The sequence below is a fragment of the Halocola ammonii genome (genome assembly GCF_049334165.1).
GTDB lineage: Bacteria > Bacteroidota > Bacteroidia > Flavobacteriales_D > Sanyastnellaceae > JBEGHD01.
Genome location: NZ_JBEGHD010000012.1, coordinates 47,733 through 68,952, shown reverse-complemented (window position 1 = coordinate 68,952; position 21,220 = coordinate 47,733). Strand labels below are relative to the sequence as shown.

20 protein-coding genes are annotated in these 21,220 nt (G+C 46.8%); 12 read left to right on the top strand and 8 right to left on the bottom strand.

Annotation, left to right across the window (positions count from 1 at the left end):
* Window position 1: 1 nt before the first annotated feature.
* From ABHV44_RS12610 to ABHV44_RS12595, 4 genes are read right to left on the bottom strand one after another with little or no spacing between them, the layout of a single operon-like run.
* A complete protein-coding gene (locus ABHV44_RS12610; RefSeq protein WP_459075059.1) occupies window positions 2-727 on the bottom strand; it encodes a rhomboid family intramembrane serine protease in 726 nt (241 codons plus the stop codon).
* A gap of 9 nt (window positions 728-736) precedes the next feature.
* Window positions 737-2,608, bottom strand: a complete 1,872-nt coding sequence (mutL, locus tag ABHV44_RS12605; protein ID WP_459075058.1) for a DNA mismatch repair endonuclease MutL — start codon at window positions 2,606-2,608, stop codon at window positions 737-739.
* Between the two features lie 7 nt (window positions 2,609-2,615).
* The gene (locus ABHV44_RS12600) at window positions 2,616-2,939 is read right to left on the bottom strand and encodes a hypothetical protein (RefSeq protein ID WP_459075057.1); all 324 of its coding nucleotides are present in this window, start codon (window positions 2,937-2,939) and stop codon (window positions 2,616-2,618) included.
* Between the two features lie 51 nt (window positions 2,940-2,990).
* Window positions 2,991-4,226, bottom strand: a complete 1,236-nt coding sequence (locus tag ABHV44_RS12595) for a 4-hydroxy-3-methylbut-2-enyl diphosphate reductase (protein WP_459075056.1) — start codon at window positions 4,224-4,226, stop codon at window positions 2,991-2,993.
* 253 nt (window positions 4,227-4,479) lie between these two features.
* Between ABHV44_RS12595 and ABHV44_RS12590 the strand changes: the two genes are divergently transcribed.
* Complete coding sequence (locus ABHV44_RS12590; protein WP_459075055.1) at window positions 4,480-5,016, top strand: hypothetical protein; 537 nt, start codon at window positions 4,480-4,482, stop codon at window positions 5,014-5,016.
* A 77-nt stretch (window positions 5,017-5,093) separates the two neighbouring features.
* Here ABHV44_RS12590 and ABHV44_RS12585 read toward each other — a convergent pair whose 3' ends face one another.
* Window positions 5,094-5,600 carry a hypothetical protein gene (locus ABHV44_RS12585; protein WP_459075054.1) on the bottom strand — a complete coding sequence of 169 codons (507 nt, stop codon included), beginning with the start codon at window positions 5,598-5,600 and terminating at the stop codon, window positions 5,094-5,096.
* Window positions 5,597-6,943, bottom strand: a complete 1,347-nt coding sequence (locus tag ABHV44_RS12580; protein ID WP_459075053.1) for a saccharopine dehydrogenase C-terminal domain-containing protein — start codon at window positions 6,941-6,943, stop codon at window positions 5,597-5,599. The genes ABHV44_RS12585 and ABHV44_RS12580 overlap by 4 nt, the downstream gene beginning before the upstream one ends.
* Window positions 6,944-7,111: 168 nt before the next feature.
* Here ABHV44_RS12580 and ABHV44_RS12575 point away from each other — a divergent pair, with 168 nt between their 5' ends.
* The 11 genes from ABHV44_RS12575 (at window position 7,112) to ABHV44_RS12525 (ending at window position 20,373) form a co-directional block, all read left to right on the top strand.
* On the top strand, window positions 7,112-8,059 hold the full coding sequence (locus tag ABHV44_RS12575; RefSeq protein WP_459075052.1) for a DUF4476 domain-containing protein: 948 nt from the start codon (window positions 7,112-7,114) through the stop codon (window positions 8,057-8,059).
* 34 nt (window positions 8,060-8,093) lie between these two features.
* Window positions 8,094-9,470, top strand: a complete 1,377-nt coding sequence (locus ABHV44_RS12570; RefSeq protein WP_459075051.1) for a CsgG/HfaB family protein — start codon at window positions 8,094-8,096, stop codon at window positions 9,468-9,470.
* 2 nt (window positions 9,471-9,472) lie between these two features.
* Window positions 9,473-10,864, top strand: coding sequence for an LPP20 family lipoprotein (locus tag ABHV44_RS12565; protein ID WP_459075050.1), 1,392 nt, complete (start codon window positions 9,473-9,475; stop codon window positions 10,862-10,864).
* An 85-nt stretch (window positions 10,865-10,949) separates the two neighbouring features.
* Window positions 10,950-11,540: a hypothetical protein gene (locus tag ABHV44_RS12560; protein ID WP_459075049.1), complete on the top strand. Its 591-nt coding sequence runs from the start codon at window positions 10,950-10,952 to the stop codon at window positions 11,538-11,540.
* Between the two features lie 162 nt (window positions 11,541-11,702).
* Window positions 11,703-12,632: a hypothetical protein gene (locus ABHV44_RS12555; protein WP_459075048.1), complete on the top strand. Its 930-nt coding sequence runs from the start codon at window positions 11,703-11,705 to the stop codon at window positions 12,630-12,632.
* Entirely contained in the window at window positions 12,613-13,110 is a 498-nt protein-coding gene (locus tag ABHV44_RS12550) for a hypothetical protein (protein WP_459075047.1), read from the top strand. Before ABHV44_RS12555 ends, ABHV44_RS12550 begins: the two co-directional genes overlap by 20 nt.
* A gap of 13 nt (window positions 13,111-13,123) precedes the next feature.
* Entirely contained in the window at window positions 13,124-14,458 is a 1,335-nt protein-coding gene (locus ABHV44_RS12545) for a hypothetical protein (RefSeq protein WP_459075046.1), read from the top strand.
* Entirely contained in the window at window positions 14,455-15,420 is a 966-nt protein-coding gene (locus tag ABHV44_RS12540; RefSeq protein WP_459075045.1) for a hypothetical protein, read from the top strand. The genes ABHV44_RS12545 and ABHV44_RS12540 overlap by 4 nt, the downstream gene beginning before the upstream one ends.
* Window positions 15,421-15,425: 5 nt before the next feature.
* Window positions 15,426-15,869, top strand: a complete 444-nt coding sequence (locus ABHV44_RS12535) for a hypothetical protein (protein ID WP_459075044.1) — start codon at window positions 15,426-15,428, stop codon at window positions 15,867-15,869.
* Between the two features lie 17 nt (window positions 15,870-15,886).
* Window positions 15,887-19,369 (top strand): T9SS type B sorting domain-containing protein, encoded by a 3,483-nt coding sequence (locus ABHV44_RS12530; RefSeq protein WP_459075043.1) that lies wholly within the window; start codon window positions 15,887-15,889, stop codon window positions 19,367-19,369.
* Window positions 19,366-20,373, top strand: a complete 1,008-nt coding sequence (locus tag ABHV44_RS12525) for a PorP/SprF family type IX secretion system membrane protein (RefSeq protein ID WP_459075042.1) — start codon at window positions 19,366-19,368, stop codon at window positions 20,371-20,373. Before ABHV44_RS12530 ends, ABHV44_RS12525 begins: the two co-directional genes overlap by 4 nt.
* Here ABHV44_RS12525 and ABHV44_RS12520 read toward each other — a convergent pair.
* Together ABHV44_RS12520 and ABHV44_RS12515 are read right to left on the bottom strand one after the other, a co-directional pair.
* Entirely contained in the window at window positions 20,366-20,527 is a 162-nt protein-coding gene (locus ABHV44_RS12520) for a DUF6728 family protein (RefSeq protein WP_459075041.1), read from the bottom strand. The genes ABHV44_RS12525 and ABHV44_RS12520 overlap by 8 nt on opposite strands.
* A 217-nt stretch (window positions 20,528-20,744) precedes the next feature.
* Complete coding sequence (locus tag ABHV44_RS12515; protein ID WP_459075040.1) at window positions 20,745-21,128, bottom strand: RidA family protein; 384 nt, start codon at window positions 21,126-21,128, stop codon at window positions 20,745-20,747.
* Between the last annotated feature and the right edge of the window lie 92 nt (window positions 21,129-21,220).

The following is a 21,220-nucleotide window of genomic DNA, read 5'->3' as shown; positions in this document are numbered from 1 at the left end:
TTTAGTAAAACGAACCGTTATTTTTTTGCCAATATTTCAATAGCAAGTAGCCAAACAACATTCCGCCCAAGTGAGCGAAGTGCGCCACATTGTCACCGGGATTGTTAGAGATGGCACTGTAGAGAGCAATTCCACCGAGGATAAAAACCAGGACTTTGGCTTTAATCGGAATCGGTGGGAAAAGCAACATCAGACGCGTATTAGGAAAGAGCATTCCGAAGCCTAGAAGAACTCCGTAAACAGCGCCAGAAGCCCCGAGCAGCCCTCCGTTAACCAATTGATTGAGTTCGTTCATAGATTTTTTCGAGTACTCCCTAGTTCGATCCATCAGGATATTAGCTCCATTGTTGTAGATCTCTTGTACTTCACCGGGATCAAGCGTCACTGACATCGCCTGGATTTGGAGGTACACTACGAGGTAATGAAGCCCAACAGCTCCGAGTCCCGTGACAAAGTAATAAATCAAAAAACGCTTGGGGCCCCATAGCTGCTCGAGCATCGGCCCAAACATGAACAGCACGAACATATTCATGAGGATGTGAAAAAAGCCACCGTGCATAAACATGTGTGTCACAATTTGCCACGGATAAAAAAGCTCAGAAGCCGGATAATGACCAATGAGGGCATAGATGATCTGATCTGGCAAAATATTCAGAGAAGTTGCCAGAAAGAACAACACATTTATAATGATCAGATTTTTTACAACGGGTGTCAGTTGCCGGTTCATAGGCGAATGTTACTCAAATTTTTGATCGATATCAGCGAGCGTAAAAGTAGTAATTGTGGGCTTGCCGGAAATCGCGTAATAGGGTTGTCGACAAGCAAACAACTGATCGATAAGATGGTGCATTTCTTCAGTAGAAAGTGACTTTCCCTGCTTGATGCACATGGAATAAGCCAGCGATGAGGCAAGCTTTTCGTGCAACTCCAGTTTCATCTCGCTGCTGTTGTGTTTATATTTTTCAATGAATTGCTCCATCAGTTCTGGAGCGTTGATGTGAGCCGCCTCAGCAGGCACAGCCGACACCACCATGGCGTTGTTTCCAAAATCTCCAACTTCAAAACCAAGGGCTTCAAGTGGCTTCACGAGCTCTTTCATGAGTTCGTAGTCCGATGCCGAAAGGTGCACCGTTTGCTGAAAAAGCAGCTGCTGTGAAGCACTTTTCCTGTTCTCCAGACGCTGAAGAGTTTGTTCGTAGAGCACTCGCTCGTGAGCACGCTGCTGGTCAATCACCACCATTCCCGATTTGATCTGGGTGACGATGTATTTCTTGTGAAGCTGAAAAGCAGGTTTTTTCTCTCCAGCACTTTCTGTTTCCGAAAAAGCATCTTCCGATTGCCCAACCGTTTCTCGAGTAAATTCATTGATCTCACCATGGTTTTCATCTTGCTCTGGCTGATCAATAATTCTGTAGAGCTCCTTCCAGTCCTGGCGTTTTTCTCTTTCGAAGCCACTCGCACCTCCACCAAAGCCAGACCCACCTCCACTTCTCTTCTCATTGTCGAATGGATTGTAACCTGGATTAATCTCTACCGAAGGCTGCTTGATTGCGCGGTTACTCGAAATAGGATCGATTTGAATGCTGGTCTCTTGTTCGAAGTCGAGGCTCGGAGAAATATTGAACTTTCCGAGTGAGTTTCTCACTGCCGAGTGGATGATGGCGTAAATGGCACGCTCATCCTGAAATTTTATTTCCGTCTTTGTCGGGTGAATGTTGACGTCAATTTCAGTCGGATCAATTTCCATGTAAAGGAAATAGAGCGGATGTGCGTCCTTAGGCATCAGCTCACGATAAGCCGAAGCCACAGCGTGATTGAGGTAATTGTTTTTAATGAATCTTTTATTGACGAAAAAAAACTGCTCACCGCGCGTTTTCTTAGCGAACTCCGGCTTGCCAACAAAACCCTGAACACTTACGATGTCGGTACTCTCCTGAACGGGTACTAATCGCTGGTTGTATTTGTTTCCGAACACTCCAACGATTCGTTGACGCAAGGATCCGGTAGGTAGATTGAAAACTTCGCTTTTATTGTGATGCAGCTGAAATGCAACATCGGAATGCGTAAGCGCCACCCTTTGAAATTCATCGATGATATGGCGCATTTCTACACCATCGCTCTTCAAAAAATTTCTTCGAGCCGGAACGTTGAAAAACAAATTCTTTACAGCAATGGAAGTTCCGGTTGCAGTGGCACATGGCTCTTGTGCCTTCACCTCTGTTCCTTCGACCAGGATTTTTGTTCCCATTTGCTCCTCGCTGAGCCTCGTTTTCATCTCAACGTGAGCGATGGCTGCAATCGAAGCCAGGGCTTCACCGCGAAAACCTTTGGTGTGAATTTTAAAAAGGTCGTGGGCGCTGTTGATCTTGCTGGTAGCGTGCCTTTCAAAAGACATTCGTGCATCGGTATCGGACATGCCGCAACCGTTGTCAACAACCTGAATAAGTGTTTTGCCCGCATCCTTCACAATCAGTTTTACTGATGTGCTTCCTGCATCAATTGCATTTTCCAACAATTCTTTAACGACCGATGCCGGTCGCTGAATAACTTCTCCCGCAGCAATTTGATTGGCTACTGCATCGGGCAGCAGCTGAATGATGTCTGGCATATTGAGATTAACCTCCGATTTGTTCCAAATATTGATAGGCCATGTAGGCCAAAATAATTAAGATGGCTAAGATAACAATCAGTCGCAAGTTGGACGCCATTGCACCTTTTCTGTAGTGGTCGCCCTTGGTGCGTTGTTTTCTAAAGGAAACCTTGCCCGGAGCATAATTAACTTTCTCTCCGCGCTCCATGGCAACTTCTCTTTCGATCTCTCTTCTGCGATTCTCGCGTTCTTCTTCTTCGGGGTCGTAAAATCTTTTGCTCAGTTTGTACTGTCGCGGTTTATTTCTGGCGTTTCTAAAAACTACCTTGGGTACTTTAGGAGCTTCCATAATGAAATGTTTTTTAAACACAACGGTCAAAAATGACCGTTCATTTCAAATTTACGAGTTTTCTGATTCTTCAACTTCGGCCAGAACTTCCTCAACGGATCGTGTTTCAGGGAAATAGCTGAGCAGCTTCTGCAAGACTTCATCCACCATTGCATCGGGGCAGGAGGCACCGCTAGTGAGAACGATATTCACCGGCCTTTTTTCTGGAATAAATCCGTTTGTGACCTTCTCTACTTTTTTGTCGAGGTCAAAGTGTTCGATCTCATCGGGAGAGAGGACTTTAGCAGCACTGTTGATAAAGTAAGTCGGAAGTTTTTCCTCACAGAGTTCTACCAGATGCGAAGTGTTTGAACTGTTGTAGCCGCCAACCACCACAGCGAAGTCGGCACTGGCATCGAGCAAGCCGTAGGTAGCCTGTTGGTTGTCGTTGGTAGCGTAGCAGAGCGTATCGCGAGTATCGGCAAAGTGATCTTTGTAATTCTCTTCTCCGCTTTTGTTTACAATCACAGATTTGATGTGATCGGAGATCGCCTGAGTTTCAGTGGCCAGCATAGTGGTTTGGTTCACCACTCCCACTCTCTGCAAGTCTTTCTCAGCATCGAACCCTTCGGAATAGCGGCCGGGAAACAGATCGTAAAACTCACTGGCTGGAATTTCACCACCAATAATTTTTGCAAGCACCTGAGCTTCTTCCATGTCTCTGATCACCACCGCAGGAGCGTGTTTAGTACTCTGCGAAAATGTAGCTCGTGTCTCTTCGTGGTTTGGCTTTCCGTGAATGATAACGGTAAAAGCATCTTCCCCGAGCTTTTTGGATTTTTTCCAAACGCGCTCTACAAAAGGGCAAGTTGTATCGTACTTCTTCGTTTCGATGCCCATTTTTGAAAGGCGCTCTTCAATTTCTCTCGTAGTTCCAAATGCCGGAATGATCACCACATCATCTGGAGTGAGCTCTTCCCAATCCATCAGTAGATTTCCCTGCGTATCCTGAATAAACCTGATACCGCGATCATTCAAATCTTTATTCACCTGTTGGTTGTGAATCATTTGCGAAAGCAAAAAAATTCTTTTCCCTGGATTCTCTTCAAGAGCACGGTAAGAAATCTCAATGGCATTTTCCACACCAAAACAAAACCCGAAGTGGCGCGCGAGCAAAAACCTCACAGGTCCAAAATCGAGAATGGTGGGAGAGAAATCCTTCTTTCTGGGATCGGTAACTTTCCGCAATTCTTTTACCCGACCAATTACTGGAGAGCGATAAAATGTAGGAATATCGAAACTTTTCATATCGTCTTGCTAACGCCACAAAGGTACCATTTGTTTACCGGGATGAAATGATTTTTAAGAGTGATTTTAAAAGTAATTGCCACACTCAGCCCACTAGTTGAAAGTCATGAATCTTCAGGTATATCAAGAAGTTAGAAACCCTGGCAAAAAAACTCTCGATAAAGTAAAACTTTAGCAAGGAACAGCCCGTAAAAAAAAGCGGCTGACAAGCCAACACTTTAAAACGAGCAACACTTAAAACAATTTCTTAACGATGATACGCTATACCTATATGCTGGTATTGGTGGTTCTTTCCGCTATGCTAGCTTCGCCCGCAAACGCGCAAATCAAGCGCATCGGTGCCGTTTACGTCAGAGGTGAGATCACTGTAGACGAACGAAGCACTGAACACGTCCAAATTGACATCTACAAGGAGAATCAAAAAGTGACCTCCTACACCAGTGATGAAAATGGTTTCTTCAAATTGAGACTCCGTTTTAATCACGCCTACACCATTGAATTTTCTAAGAAAGGCACTCTTACCAAGCGCATTTATTTCGACACCTCTATGCCGGAGAGAACGATGAACGTGCCGGAGTACGAAATGTTTATCGACCTGGTGCCAGAGCAATACCTGGATGGAGTCAACACCAGCCCTCTGGAGTTCCCAATGGCCATCATTTCTTACGATGATAAACTAGGGGAATACCGTCACAACGAAAAGTATACTTTCCATATGGAATACATAGTGACAAAGCTTTTGGCCGAGTCAGCTATCAAAAGAGAAATGGAAGAAGTTCAAAAGAATTGAGTCTGTAAGGACTTTCGATCGAGCGAGTAATAGGTAAAAGCGGTTGCTTCAACAGAGTTGGGCACCGCTTTTTTTTGTTACGAATGTTTCTGAATCCATTCGTCAAGCTTTCCCCAACGCCTGGCTCTGCGAAGCTCTTTCATTTCATCGTCCTTTTCGAGGTCCTTCGATCTGCGATACATGCGAATGACTTCGGTGAGGGCAAACTCAATGTCCGCCTGAGCTTCGATTTCCTTGTGTTTTATGTGGTAGAGAGTGAGTGCATGAACAAAAGTGTAAAACAGCTCTTCATTCTTTTCGATAAAAGGCATGAGACTACTGTTGGTTTCGATAGTGAGCGTGGGGGTTCCCGTAAGCCAGAGCATCACAAAAGCATTTACCTCAGCTCTCTTGTCGGGATACTCGTGAAGGGGAGTTTCCAGCAGCCACTCCAGACATTTCTTTACCGCTGGGGCATTAGCCCGGTAGTCGCTGCTGGTCTCCAGTGAATAATTTTTAGGAACGTGTACGTCCTGAGCCGCAGTCTCTAAACTGCAGAGGCAAAATGAAGTAATCACCACTACCAGACTCAGGATTCTTTTCATGCGTTTGCTCCTTTAATTTCTCTTTCTTCAAATTTAATCCCGTGTTCTTCGAGCTCTTTCAAAACGGGCTCATAAACTTCGGGCATAATTGGTTGAACCACACCTTTAAGGTCAAACTCTCCGCGAAGCATCAGCTTGGCGCAGATTCCTACCGGCAGTCCAACGGTTTCAGACATGGCCGTGTAGTTGTCATTTTCTCCGATGGCCACGAGCGAACTGTGAATTTCCTTCTCTTCGCCATTTTGCTCGTAGTTGAATCGGTGCCACATCACAATCATGTCTTTTTCTCCCGGTTTCAGAGACATTCTCTCCTCCATCTTCTTTTGCATAAGTTGTGCTGGAGTCGCGTTGGCCAGCCCCGTTTTTTCCTCTTCGAAAAAGCCGAGCCATTCGATTTTCGCCAGGTCAGTTTCATCGATGTCATCCAGATACTTCAGGACTTTTTCTTCCACCGTCAAGGTCTCGTCAAAAGGAAGGAAGAGATTCACAAACTGTCTCCAGGTGAGGTTTTCAGAATCCTGCAGCTGATAGCTGTCGTCTGTCATTCCGAGCTGAACGAATGCATTCCACGATCTCGAAAAACCTTTTTTGCGAAGCGTGCCTCTAAAAAGCGTCAGCACTTTTTCCAGTCCATAAATCGAGCGATAGTTGAGTGAGTCGCGGTTGGCGTAGCCTTCGAACTCACCATGACCTTCGATAGAGATCGGCCTTGTGCGCTCAAAAAGTCGGTGGTAAGGCACGTACTTGTATTTTCCTTCCTGAATAAATTTTGCAGCACTTCCCTGTCCGGCAAGCACAACGTTCCTTGGGTTCCATGAAAACTTGTAGTTCCACGGGTTGTCGTCACTTTCGGGGGCTACGAGCCCACCGGTAAAGGATTCAAATCTTTTCATTTTTCCACCCTCACGTTCGATCTGGTGGATAATTTTCATTGCAGACATGTGGTCGATTCCGGGATCCACACCAATTTCGTTCATGATCAGGATTCCCGCATCTACAGCTTCCTGATGCATTTCCTTCATTTCCGGAGAAACGTACGATGGGGTAATCACATTCTTTTTCAAACGAATGCAATCTTTTGCAACCAGGTGATGAAATCGTGCCGGCAGCATAGAAATTACCAGGTCAGCCTCTTCGATAGCCGCTTCTCTTTCGCCTTCATCGAGAGCATTGAAAGAAAAAGCCTCAGCTCTTTCATGGCCTTTTACTTTTTTCTCGGCCATCGCAACATCCTGTTCACCCACGCGTAAAGTCCAGTCTTCTTTCTCGGCATTTTCGAGAAGGTAGCGAAGAAGCGAAGTACTCGACCTTCCGGCTCCAATAACTAAAATCTTTTTACTCATAAAATATTCTATTCTCTGATTTTTTGATTTTCGCCAAATATATAATTTCCACCTGCAAAGTTCCCTCTCAGCTATCAGCTGTCCTTGAAATCTCAGGGCGAAACAATTTTGGCATGCGATTGGGAAAGCACAGGAGAAAAAGTAATTTTAACCCATAAATCTCAAGCTATGCAAAAAATAGTTACCACCCTCATCATCGCGTTTTTATGCAACCTGACTCTCTTTGCTCAGAACTCTGCTGAAGCCATTGTCTTCAGTGAAAATGGCGAGCTTTTCACGGCTTATCTAAACGGCCGACAAATCAATGAAAAACCGGCCAACAGGGTAAAAATGCCCAACCTCACAGCCGACTACTACAAGCTCAAGCTCGACTTTGAAGATCCCGGGATGAACGACTACAACTCCGGAATGATTGTGGAGCTCGGAAATTCTATCACCTATATAGCTAAGCAAAACAAGAAAGGAAAAATTGTAATCCGACCTGTTTCAAATGCCCCGCTGGCCCAGGAATCTCCAGAACAACCTTCGGAACCTCAGCGACCAGCACGACCTGTTGAGCCTGCTGCACCTTCGAAGCCAGCTGAACCATCGCAGGAAGTTACAACAACAACGACAACCACCACTACTCGAGGTGGCCAGGATGGAGTTAAAATGGACATGGACGTGGCTGGCACCAAAGTTTCTGTGGACATGCGCGTGCCCGACATGGAAATGGAAGTTGAAGAGTCGACTACCGTAACGACTACCACAACCACACGCACTTCGAGAGAAGAAGAGCTACCTGTGAAAGAAGAAGAAGTGGTGATTGTTGAAGAAGGCGGCTGCAGCATGCCAATGTCTTCAGCAGATTTTGCCAGTGCAAAAAAATCGATTGAGTCAAAGAGTTTCTCCGACAGTCAGTTTACTCTCGCCAAGCAAATCACTAAATCGAACTGCCTCAAAGCAGATCAGGTGAAGGCGATTATGGAGATTTTCGACTTCGAGGATACAAGATTGGAATACGCAAAATTTGCCTATGACTACACAGTTGATCAAAACAACTACTACAAGGTGAACGATGCGTTTACTTTTGAATCTTCCATCGAAGAGCTGGATGAATTCATCATGTCTAAATAATCACCTGAAACAATCATCACTAACAACAGCACCCATGTTGAGAACGATTGCGCTCACATTTTTGATTTTACTCGGTTTTTCTTTTGCCGCTTGCAACGGCTCCAAGGCTTTTAGCAAAAGAGGCGACAAACTGATGGCTCAGGGTATGGACCTGGAGGCTGCCAGCGCCTACTACACGGCACTTGTCAAAAACCGCAACAACGTAGACGCTCAAATTGGAATGAAAAAAACCGGGCAGAAGGTGCTCACCCGAAAGCTCGAAAATTTCATCCAGAAGAAAAGCTTTGGTGAAACGAAAGAGGCTGTTTACGCCTATCGCGAAGCTGAAGATTATCTGGAGCGGATCAAAAATGTGGGCGTGACCCTCTCAATTCCAGACATGTATAAATCGGACTATCAGGAAATCAAAGCCGAATATCTGCTTGGGCTTTACGAAGAGGGAACTGCACTGCTCGAGGAAGAAAGATACGAGGAGTCGGAAACCATCTTCAAGGAAATCTCGAAGCTCGACCCCAACTACAAAGATGCTGGCAAGCTCAAGGACATCGCTTACCTGGAGCCGCTTTACATCAGTGGTGTTGAAGCGCTGGAAAGCGACAAGTACCGCGAAGCTTACGACCATTTTAAGATGGTGGAGAACAAGGACAGCAACTACAAGGACACCAAAGAATTGATGGAAGAAGCTTTGACAAAAGGCACCTTCACCATTGCTTTGCTGCCCTTCGAAAACACTACTTCCACGAAAGGTCTGGATTCGAAAATTACGGCCTACACCCTGGATGCGCTCACTTCAGTAAACGACCCTTTTCTAAAAGTCGTAGATCGCGAGAATCTCGATAAGATAATCGAAGAGCAAAAGCTCGGTCTTTCGGGAGTGATCAATGAACAGACCGCTTCTTCAGTTGGGGAACTTATTGGAGCTCAGGCTATCGTAACCGGAAAAGTACTGAACTATGGCACTGAGGAAAGTCGCATGCAAAAAGTTAAAGAAACCGGCTATGAGCAGTACAGAGTGAAAAAGCTGAATCCCGAAGATGAAAAGTACTACTACGAAACTCGCTACCGCCCGGTGGAATACAACCGCTACTACAAAAGTTCTTCAGCGAGCATTTCGTTTCAATACAAAGTGATTTCACTTAAAACAGGTGAAGTGATGCTCTCAAAGATTGTCGACAAGAGCGTGACAGACGAAATCAATTTTGCCGACTACGATGGTGAAATTTCAAACCTTTACCCATCGAGAAACGGAAACCTGAGCACGAACAGAAACGACCGACAGCAGCTCGTTTCACTGCTCAATGGAAGAAGAGAACTTCAGTCGACAACGGAGCTCACAGGCAACCTCTACGATCAGGTAAGTCATAGTATCTCCGGAGAAGTGAGCCAATTGCTCAAACAAGTGATTCAATAGGAATGATCAGGATTTTGAAAATATCTACGCTGTTAATTTTCGTTTTGTTGTTGGCGGCTTGTAGCGGCAATCGCGAGCTGGCTGACTCCAATCCGGAGCAAACCGAACCGCAGCGCCCCTACTGGATCAAAGAGCGCCCAACTACCGGTGGCTACTACATCGGAATTGGCTCGGCCAGTAAAACCCGCAACCCGCTCGACTACGCTCAGGTGGCCAAAAAAAATGCGCTCAACGACCTGGCTTCAGAAATTAAAGTAACTGTAGAAGGAGAATCTTTCCTCAACGTCATCGAACACGACTACGATTTTCAGGAAAGCTTTCAGTCGACTGTTGTCACCAAAACCAGTGAAGAAATTCAGGACTACGAAGCTGTCGACAATTGGGAAAACGAAGGCGAGTACTGGGTTTTTTACCGACTTTCGAAAGCCGAACACGAACGATTGAAGCGCGAACGAAAAAACAACGCCATGCGCTCGGCAAGCGACTTTTTCGACAAGTCAATAGAAGCTGCAGAAAAGAAAAACATCGGTCAGTCCATCAAACTGCACCTCCAGGCTCTGGACGAACTAAAACCTTACTGGGGAGAGTCAAACGAGATAGAGCGAAATGGTGACACCGTTTTTCTCGACAACGAAATTTATTCGCACCTGCTCAACATGCTTTCAGACTTGAAACTGGAGACTTCCTCCAACGAAGTTAAACTGGAACATTCTAATGGTTTCTCAAGCGAAATTACAGTTACTGCTTTTTACAAAGACGAGCCCGTTTCAGGGATTCCCATTCACTGGTACTACAACAAGCGAAAGTACAGCAGACCCAAAACGCTCATCACTGGAAATGACGGAAAAGGAAAAATTGTGGTTGATGAAGTGGAGCTCTCCGACAGCAACAACGCCCTCGACCTGAAGATCGATTCGGAAACCCTCATTGCCGGCCAGCATGCTTCCGACCTGTCCGAAGCCATTGCCAAAGGAACCCAGCTCGACAGCAAGAAACTTCCCATCGAAGTGATTTTTCCCGCTGTCCAACTCAACACTTCTGAAAAGCAATACGACAGCCCAGGCAGCGAAAAGCTACTGGCCAATGCTCTGCAAAACTCACTCTCTAAAGAAGGACTTCGATTCACAAACGAGCGCAGTGCAGCCGACTACATTTTCGAAGTTGACGCTAACACCACCAAAGGCGGAGAAAGCCAGGGCTTCCACGTTGCTTACCTCAACATGACGGTCACAGTAAAAAAAGCCTCGACCGGTGAAGAAGTTTATCGAAAAGGAATGAATCAGATAAAAGGTTTGCAGCTAAATTTCGATGCAGCTTCCACCGAAGCCTACAAAAAAGGAGCAAAAATTATTGAAGAAGAAATTGCCGGAGACATTGTTTCCACGCTACTTTAGCAGCTTTGGCACAGTTTATGAAAAATCGGCAACCAAACGAATAACAAACAAGTAAACAAAGAATCACACCCCTAAATCGATAGTTATGAAAAAAATGATGAGTACCCAGAATCTTACCCTTTTCCTTTTTGCCGCACTCCTGATTGTAGGATTGGGCAGCTGTAAAAAGAACAAAGAAACAGTAGAAAAAGAGCCAGACGGTGAAGTGTTGATCAACGAATACTGCACCGGTGAGAGCTACTTTTCCGACAAAGACACTTTTAGAGCTACCGCCACTGGCGAAAGCATGGACCGCGAAACGGCCAAGAAAAAAGCACGCTCTAACGCCAATGCCGAGCTCGCAAAAACCATCACCACAACGATGCAAATCGTTGGTGACAACTACGTGAACTCAACAGAGTTTAACAACAAAGAGGAGCTCACCGAAACGTTCAACGAAATGGCGAGAACCGTAATCGACCAGGAGCTGAAAGGCGCAAAGAAGATCTGCGACAAGCTCACTCAAAAGTCTGATGGCCGCTACGTTTCTTACATCGCACTCGAGCTCTCCGGAGACGACATCGTGAGCGAGTACAACGAAAGACTTTCAAAAGACGAGCGCATCAAAGCCGAGTACAACTACGAAAAGTTCAAAGAAACTTTCGAGCAAGAGATGAACAAACTCGAGAATCAATAAAAAGATTCTACTCTAAAAAATTCCAAACCCCGATGGCAATCAGCTTTCGGGGTTTTTTGTTTACCCCATTTTCTCCCTTTGTCCTACAACATCCGCCAGCAGTTTGCGATATATTTACCTCGGACTTTTTTGAATAACAGTCAGTTTGGTTAAATTCACTTTATGAAGCACCTACTCTCCAAAAGGTTTGTGCCACTTTTGTTTTTGGCGCTTGTTTTCCTCGGTTCCTGCAAAAAGGAAGAACCCGTTTACGAGGACAACACGATTCCGCCCTACAGCGAAATCCCGACTATTGAGGTCAACAACTACGTCAACAGGCTTTTTATCGACATTATCGGTCGCGAGCCGACAGACGAAGAAATGGACCGAGACACTCAACACCTCGAAGAAAACAACCTCAGCACCGAGGCCCGAATCGAAATCATCAACACGCTTTTCTTTAGCACCGAGCCCGTTCCGGGAGACACGAGCTACAACCACGCTTACTTCACGAAACTTTACGAAGACACCAAAGCCAGACTGATAGAAGGAGCTTCGGACGCTGAGATCACTCAGGAGTACAACGTTTTTCGCAGCAACGCCATTGCCGATTCGCTTTCTGGCAACATTGGCAGCTACGAGCAAAACATGGTTCAGGCGAATCGTCTAAAGGACATTCTCGACAGCCCAATCAGACTGCGAGAAGGCACGATCAACATCAGACGGATGTACGAATTCATGCTCTACAACTCGATCTACGACCAGATCAACATGGGCGCTTTCAATTTTATAAACGCCACTTTCAACGACCTCTTTTATCGCTTCCCAACAGAAGCGGAGTTTGAACAGTCGTTTCAAATAATCGAGCTTAACCAGCCGGCACAGGTTTTTGGCCAGGTGGCCCAAAATAAAAGCGAGTACATCGACATCATGACCGAGTCTGACGAATACGAAGAAGGAATGGTGCGCTGGGCTTTTCAGACGTTTCTTTCGCGTGAACCGTCCACAGCCGAGGTGAGTCAACTCGCTCCGGCTTTTGGTTCCACCAGCAATTTGCAATCGATACAAAGACAAATTCTAATTACAGATGAATATGCGGGATTTGAAAATTAATACAGTCGCCATAGCGCTTTTGGCGGTGCTCACCCTGGCTTCCTGCCGAAAGGAACCCGAGCCGAAGTTCGTGCTCAATGATGTTGAGTTGTACGCTTCGGGAAGTGACAAAACCAAGCGCAAAACCAACGAACAGTACGTTGCGATTTTGTACACCAACCTGTTTCAAACGGCCCTCTCTGCCAACGACCTGTTCGACATTGGCGAATGCATCCAGTCGATTGGCGACAAGGAGCTCGCCCGCGAAGTGATCATTTCCAACTTCATGAACAAGCCGGGAGTGATCCTTCCATCTGAAGACGACATGAACGCTGACCTCGATCAGTTTATCGAAGACACTTATGTGAAGTTTTACGTACACTACCCAACCGCAGCCGAAAAAGAATACCTGAGAAATTTTATCAGCTCCAACCCATACATGACCCCGGAGATGGTTTACTTCTCCTTCGCCCTATCTGACGAATACATGTACTACTAAAAACCGGCAAGAGATGAAAAGAAGAGAGTTTTTGAAAAAAACCGGAACGGCAGCAGCGGCCTCGATTGTCGCTCCCTACATTTTGCCAAGCGGAAGGCTTTTTGCCTCTACCGGAAACCGCATGAACAACCACGTGGTTTTGGTGATGTTTGCCGGTGGAGTGCGTCAGCAGGAATCGATCTTGCAGCGCTACCTGGACGACAGCCAGGAGGGCGACCCGTACCCGGGTAATATCATGACCAACATGCTTACCGGAGCCGCTCCCGAGCAAAAGATTGTCTACGGAACAGGCAACGGAGGAATGAACCCAATCCCTTCGATTTTATCTACTCCGCTCGATCAGCAGGGAACGGTTTTCAGAGAAGTACAGGCGCTTTCGGCAGGACACTACGGTGGTCTCAACAGCCTTTTGCAGGGAAGTACAGTTACCACTCAGGGACTCAAGCAAAAGCCGGTGAACCCGACTATTTTCGAATACCTCAGAAGGCACGGTGGATACTCGGCAACCGACATGTGGTTTGTGGGTAACAACCTCGTGAACTCCACCGCACTTCTGAACTACAGTGTTCATCAGGATTACGGAGCACAATACGGAGCCAACTTCCTCGCTCCTACCATCACCTTCGGACCAAAAGGGCAAGAGTTTTTGAGCGATGCAAAAGTGTACCATCCGGAAAATGAGCTCGACCCGATGTATCAACTCAAATATTTCCTCGACAACACTTTTGAGCAGTACGGCAGCAATCTCGAAACCATCGGAAACACAGCCGCTGAGAAGCAAAACATCAAGCAGTTTCTGGAGCACATGTTCGACAAAACGCAAAACAACTCAGTCGATCACGCACCGGTTTCGGATAACAACGACCTTCAGGCCGTGGGCTACGCCTGCGAAGTGATGAAATGGTTTAAACCCGCATTGACAGTTGTCAACCTCAACAGCGTGGACACCTGCCACTCGAACTTTACGGGTTACCTCCAAAACCTTCACAGGGCCGATCACGCAGTGGGTCACATCTGGAACTACATCCAAAATGAAATCCCCGAGATGGCCGGAAGCACTACGATGCTCGCCACTCCGGAATGTGGAAGAAATCAAAACCCGAATGCGGTTTTAGACGAAAACAACTGGCTGGCTTACGACCACTCCGACCAAAACGCACTACGCGTTTTCAACATGATGGTCGGGCCAAACGTTCCGTCAAACCTGAGCATTGGCAGTGAAAACAATCCCGTTGGAATCACCTCCGATAGCATGCTGACGATTGCAGACATTTTGGGAGTGAAGCCAGAAGTGCAAAGTGCTGGAATGCTCGCTCCGGGAACTCAATCTCTTTTTGACAGAATATGATCTTGAAGCAAAAAAATATCGCCATTGCCGTAGTTGCTTTCGCCTTGCTCGTTTTGGGCTGCCGAAGAGACAAGGTCGACAATCCTTACGAGGAAATCGACTACACTGTGGCCAACGACAATCCGAGTCCACAGGACATTCCTTCAGACAACTTCGCCTACTTGCACGCGAAGATTTTCAGACCGACTTGCGCCAATGCCGGTTGCCACGATGGAACTTTTGAACCCGAATTCAGATCGGTAGCGAGCTCCTACAACACGCTGGTGAATCATCCTGTGATTGCCAACGATGCACAAAACAGCTACGAATACCGCGTGGTTCCCGGAAGTGTGGAAAATTCATTTTTGCACCTGCGACTTACAGAGAGCATTCCCAACACCACGGGGATGATGCCACCGGAAGTGGATCCCGACTCAGACTGGCCGCAGTACCGAGAAGATTACATCGATTTAATTGAAAACTGGATTGCCAGCGGAGCTCCAGACATGTTTGGAAATCCCGCTCCGTCAGCTTCCAACAATTTTCCGGCAACGGTAGAAGGCCTGGCAGTTTTCCCGGCAGGAAACACCACTGATCCTTATCAGAGAGACGAATCTGAAGTTGGCATTACTCCGATTTTGGTAGATCCCGCTACTGTCGACATCTGGATTTTGGCCACTGACGACAGCACACCGCAGCAAGACATTTCCGCTCAGGTGGAGATCGCCACTTCTCTGGAAGAATTTGATGAAGAGGATCTGGCCGAGTGCTCCACAGCGGGTAGTTTGCAGGCACTCGACTTTTTCGACAACTCTGCCAACTTTCAACACAAGGCGACAGTCGACCTGAGCAGTTACCAGACGGGAGACGTATTGTTTGTGAAGTGCTACGTGAGTGATGGAGAACAGGCTTTCCCTCAGGAAATCCCCAGTGAAGGATCGAGCCAGCAAATCGTTTCCATTTTCATTTTAAAAATTATTTGATGACAATGCCGAGAATTGCACTAATCATAGCTTTTTCAGTTCTTTTTGCCTTAGGTTGCAAAAAAGAAGAAACGGTTGATCCATCGCCAGAAATCACTTACGTCTCAATGAGTGCCAGTCAGGTTGTGGAATTTGAAAATCAGGTCGAAGTCACTTTTTCATACAAGGATGCCGATGGCGACATTGGTGAGCCCGACCCGGATGTAAAAACCTTGCGCGTGAAAGACGCCAGATTATCTGAAGCCGATTTTTATCATATTCCTCCTGTCACACCCGAACTTCAGGCACTAAATGTCGAAGGAACTTTCACAGTTGTTTTAAATCCACTTTTTTTGCTTGGAAACGGGAGTCAGGAAACTACCAGCTTTAACATTCAGCTCGAGGATCGGGCCGGAAACCTGAGCAACACAATTATGACACCTGAAGTACTAATTACCGATAGTCTCTAATTTTTTGATTTGAATTGATGCCGCGCTTTCTCCTCATAATCACTTTTTCGTTATTCGCTGCTGCGGGCCTGTGCCAGCTGCCGGAATACGAGATGAGCACCACCACTGTGACTGATTGTGATGGAATCCTCTACGATTCTGGTGGCGACAGCAATTACGGCAACAACGAAGATTTCGAATTCACCATCTCCACAGGCAATCCACTCACATTGACTTTTGTGGGAGACTTTTGTCTCGACAATGGATTTGACTTCGTCACCATTCACAACGGACCAAACACAGCATCACCAATTATAGGCGGACCTTTCACCGGAACCGATCTCCCAGGAAGCTTCACGGCCAGCTCGGGAACTGTCACTGTCCACTTCACCTCCGACAACAGCGCGGTTTTCTGTGGGTTTGAAATCCACTGGAACTCTCAGGCGCCAGCTCCTACTCCACCGGAAATAGAACTCGTAGACCTACCCGGTTGTGGGTCAAACAATTTTACGGTAGACTTTTCGATGCCGGTAGCCTGCCAGCCGATTTCAGAAACTGAGTTCCAACTGACCGGAGACGGTGACGTGCCGGTTAACAACGCCATTCCAATTGCGTGTACAGATGGTTTTTCGGAAGAAGTTTTTCTACTGCTCGGTGAATCGTTTAACTACAACTGCGAATACACGCTCGAAGCCACCGTGCAAGTTCCTGATGAGTGCGACAGCCTTTGGACGTTTACCGTGTCTACTACTTTTCTGTTCGACAACTGCGGCATTAACGCCAACATCGTTTCGGAAGAAGACACGATCTGCGCAGGCACCTGCACGGACATTACTCTCGAGCACCCGAACTGTCTGACCTATCAGTACGACTGGAGCAACGGACTCGCTTCAAATGACGGCCCTCACGAAGTTTGTCCCGAAACTACAACCACCTACTCTGTAGAAGTAACCGAAGTGGAAACGGGAATTGTTGAAACTTTTGAGTACACACTCGAGGTCACCGATGCCGACATCGACTTTGCCGATCAATCAATTTGTCAATCCCTGCCGGGCTTTGAGCTGACTGCGTATCCCGAAGGTGGCGTGTGGTCGGGCCCTGGAATGTCTGAAGAGGTCGAAGGATTCTTCGAACCCGACAGTGCCAACATTGGCTTGAACCAGATTATCTACTCGGCTTCAGACTTTTGTCTGGACACATTAGAAATAAACATTATCGAAGCTGATGCCGGACCGATTCAGGCGGCTTGTCCCGAAACGGACCCTTTTGCATTGTCGGCATCGCCACCAGGAGGAGACTGGAGCGGAGCTTACATCGTTTCCGATTCGCTTTTCAACCCAGCCGACACCGGTACCTTCATGGTGAGCTACGATGCGCTGAATGGATGCCAGGACAGTACTTTCATAAATGTGGCTAACATCACTGGCACCTTCGATCTCGACACGCTTTGCCAATCGAATTTTATCGATACACTCGACTTTTCGCCACTAGGTGGAACCTGGTACGGCCCCGGAATTGTCGACTCGCTCGCGGGTGCCTACGATCCGTCCGAAATGCCAGATGGTGATGTCACTTTTACCTACGTTACAAATGGCTGCGACCAGATTGTGGATTTGTTCGTGAAGCCGATCGACACTGGGCCGGCCTACATTTCTGCGTGCCCCGAAAACCAGCCTTTCGAGCTTTACGAAAATCCTTCACCTGCCGGCTACTGGAATGGACCCGCACTCACGGATACTCTTGAAGGCGTTTACGACCCTTCGCTTTTGGGCAACAACGTGTGGACCGAAAACATTTACACGGCAGAAAATGGCTGCACCGACACTGTTTTTGTCTGGAACATCGAAACCGTGATTCAACCGGAAACCCTTTATTTCTGTGTGGATGATGAAACGCTGCCGCTGATTCCGGAGACCATCGGTAGACAGCCCTGGGGCGGTAATTGGTTCGGGCCGACCAGCTACAACGCTGAAGAGGAATACCACGAGTTCATCCCATCAGAGGCGGGAATTGGAAGTCACACTTTGCTTTACGAACAAAACGGCTGTGTTGACAGCATGGTAGCAGTGGTCAGCCCTTCAGAAATCCCACTCGACACAATCGTTCTTTGCTCCGATCAAGAGCCTTTTGAGATTTTGGAATCGATGGAGGAAGGTGGCATTTGGACAGGCTCCGGAATCAGCTCTGCTCAAGAAGGAATCTACGACCCGGCCATGGGTGCTTCTGGCGATCATTACATTTACTGGAATGCTCCCGCGGGTTGCAACGACTCGGTTTTAGTGCAGCTCACCACTTTTCAGCAAGCGGAAATTTCGGGAGTCGACAGCACCTATTGTCTGGTAAACACGGAGTTTACGTTTACCGCCTTTCCCGGTCCTGACGGACTTGGAGGAGCAGTTTCTGACACGATCTTCAATCCGGCCAGTCTCGGAAGTGGAGAGCATACCATCACACTCAACCACTCCGAAAGTGTTTGTATGAGTTCCGATAGTGTGACCTTCACAGTCTTGCCAGAACTCGAAACAGAACTGCTGGCTTCCGACACATTAATTTGCAACGGTGCAAGTGTAACGCTTACGGCTTCCACAAACGGAGGAACTTCTGACGAATCTCTCAGCTTCTCCTGGAACAACGGATTGCTGGGCGTTCAGGAAAACACAGACTCTCCCGATGGCGATACTCAATACGTGGTTACAGTTTCGGACGGCTGCTCACAGCCTACTGTAGATTCAATTTCTGTAGAAGTATTGCCGCCAATTGAGTTTCAAGTTTCGGTGAGTGACACGCTTTGTTTTGGTGACAGCACTGGCTCGGCCGTACTTCAGTTTGTAAATCTTTCTAGCTACACTCCAACCTGGGGCGAAAACGATCCGATTGTGGCCAACGCCATTTCGGCAGATGCCGGAAGTAGCCATTTGCTTACCGTGACCAACAACAGTCAGGGTTGTAGTAAAGACTCACTGATTTATATCCCCGCCTACCCTCCACTCAGCACGAATTTTTCAATAAACCCGAACGAAGATTGCATACCATTCGACCAGGCGTCCCCGCTCAATGTCATCGACCTCAGTCAGAATGCTGTGGCAGGAATATGGGACTTTGACAATGGCCAAAGTGAAATGTACGAGCCTGGAGAAAACCCTTCTCCAAGTTATGACACGCCCGGTAATTACACGATTAAGCTCTTCACTCAAAATATAGGAGGTTGTGTAGACAGCACAGAAATGATGATTTGCGTAGCCAACCCAACTCCAATTTTTGTCCCGGACATCTTCTCACCAAACGATGATGGCGCCAACGACATGCTTTACGTTCGCGGGCCGGCAATCACAACAATGACTTTTCAGGTGTTCGATCGTTGGGGAAAAATGGTTTTCTCTTCAGACAATCCTGATCACGGTTGGGATGGTAATTCTCATGGTGGAAAAATGCCTGAGGGCGTTTACATCTATCACCTAACAGCAAAACTCGAAGACGGAGCTACCGTAGAGCAAAATGGAAATGTCACTTTGATTCGATGAGAGCATTCAAAAACCATATCGCTTTGATTGTGCTTGTTCTTGCGGCTTTTAGCTTGCGAGCACAAGACGGTGCCATTTCTCCTTATTGGTTTACACCAGTTTTCGTGAATCCAGCCGAAACCGGAAATTTCGATGGAACGATTCGCGCTTCGGCAGTCTACCAAAACCAATGGCTTGCGGGTGAGGAGACTTTCACTACTTCTGGTGGTTCAGTTGAAATTTCACTGGGAAAAGAAAAGAACGACAACGGCTACTTGTCGCTCGGAGGAGCTGTGATTCAGGACAAGGCGGGAACCACACAAATGGGCTACTTCACAGGTTTGGCCTCATCGGCCTACCACCTAAAACTGAACAGGAAAAACAGCCTCTCAGCAGGACTTCAACTCGGGTGGACACAACGAAACATGAAAACCAGCGACCTGCGATGGGATGCGCAATGGAACGGTATCGGCTACGACCCAACATTGCCAACACAAGAAAATTTCAGTGCCGAAATGAGGAGCTTTTTCGATGGTGCTTTTGGATTAAACTGGCAACGCATTTCGAGCAGAGACTTTAGCTACAGTTTGGGCTATGCAGCTCATCATATCATGCAGGATCAAACATTTTTGGAAGAGGGAAATGGCCGATTCCTAATGCGTCACACAGCATACGGAAAAGTTCAAAATAATTTTGGCTGGGCCGATGTCACCTTGCACGGAAGGTTCATGATGCAGGGCGGAGCAAAACTTTACGAAATTGGAGCCGTTGGCGAAAAACGCATTGGTGACGAATCGAGATTCACCAATTACAAAACCTCTTCAGCCATTCTCGGAGGGTTCAATTTCAGATGGGCGAGCGAAGTAACTCCTTTTGTCGGATTTGAATTCAAGCGCTCCTTCAAAATCGCAATGTGCTACGCAATCCGATTTGGAGAGATCACAAATTATGCCGGTGGAAACGCATTGCAGATCAACCTCATTTACGAAGGCTCGCTTAAACCTTCAAGGAAAAAGCTCAACTGAGCCATCGGTAGAGCATCACTGCAAGGCACATGAGAAAAACGAAGAACGAGATTTTATTAATCCCGTGCATCATTTTCAGATTCACGTTGTCGGTTTCCGATTTTCTAAACCAGTTCACCGGATTGATGTAGTGCAGAATTTTCTTGAAAAGCATAATTCAACTTTTATTTCATTTGAGAAATTGGCGCGCTCTTTAATCTCATCACCACGCTATCTCTCGACTCCGCTCGAGAACCTCCAGCCGCACCAGCCGAAATTTCGTGGGTAGGCCGGTTGTCGAGCGGAGTCGAGACAAGAAGAAAAAGATAGCATTCAAAATAAGCACGAATCTTTAATCGTTTTCGAGAAACCTGCAGAGATGCTATTAAACTCTAACCTTCACTTCCCGCAATAACAGAGATCTCAACATTTACGCCCTTCGGAAGTTTTTTCACCTCCACACATTCTCTTGCAGGATAGTTATCAGAAAAGTAAGATCCGTAAACTTTGTTCACATTTGGAAACTGATCCATGTCGGCCAAAAAGATGGATGCTTTCAAAACGTCTTCCCAACGAAAACCGGCCTTCTTTAAAACCGCCTCAACATTTTTCATCACCTGATGAGTTTCACTCTCGATGTCGTCTATAACGAGCTTGCCCGTGAGCGGATCAATGGCAATCTGACCACTAACAAAGGCGAGGTTTCCCAGTGTTACCGCCTGATTGTAGGGACCAATTGGAGCAGGTGCATCTTTAGTTTCTACGATCTTTTTCATTCCATTAATTTTGGCTCAATTTAATAATAACCTGAGTTCGATTAATAGTTTAGGCTTCAGACCGCTTATAAATAGTGAGTTTCAACTACAAG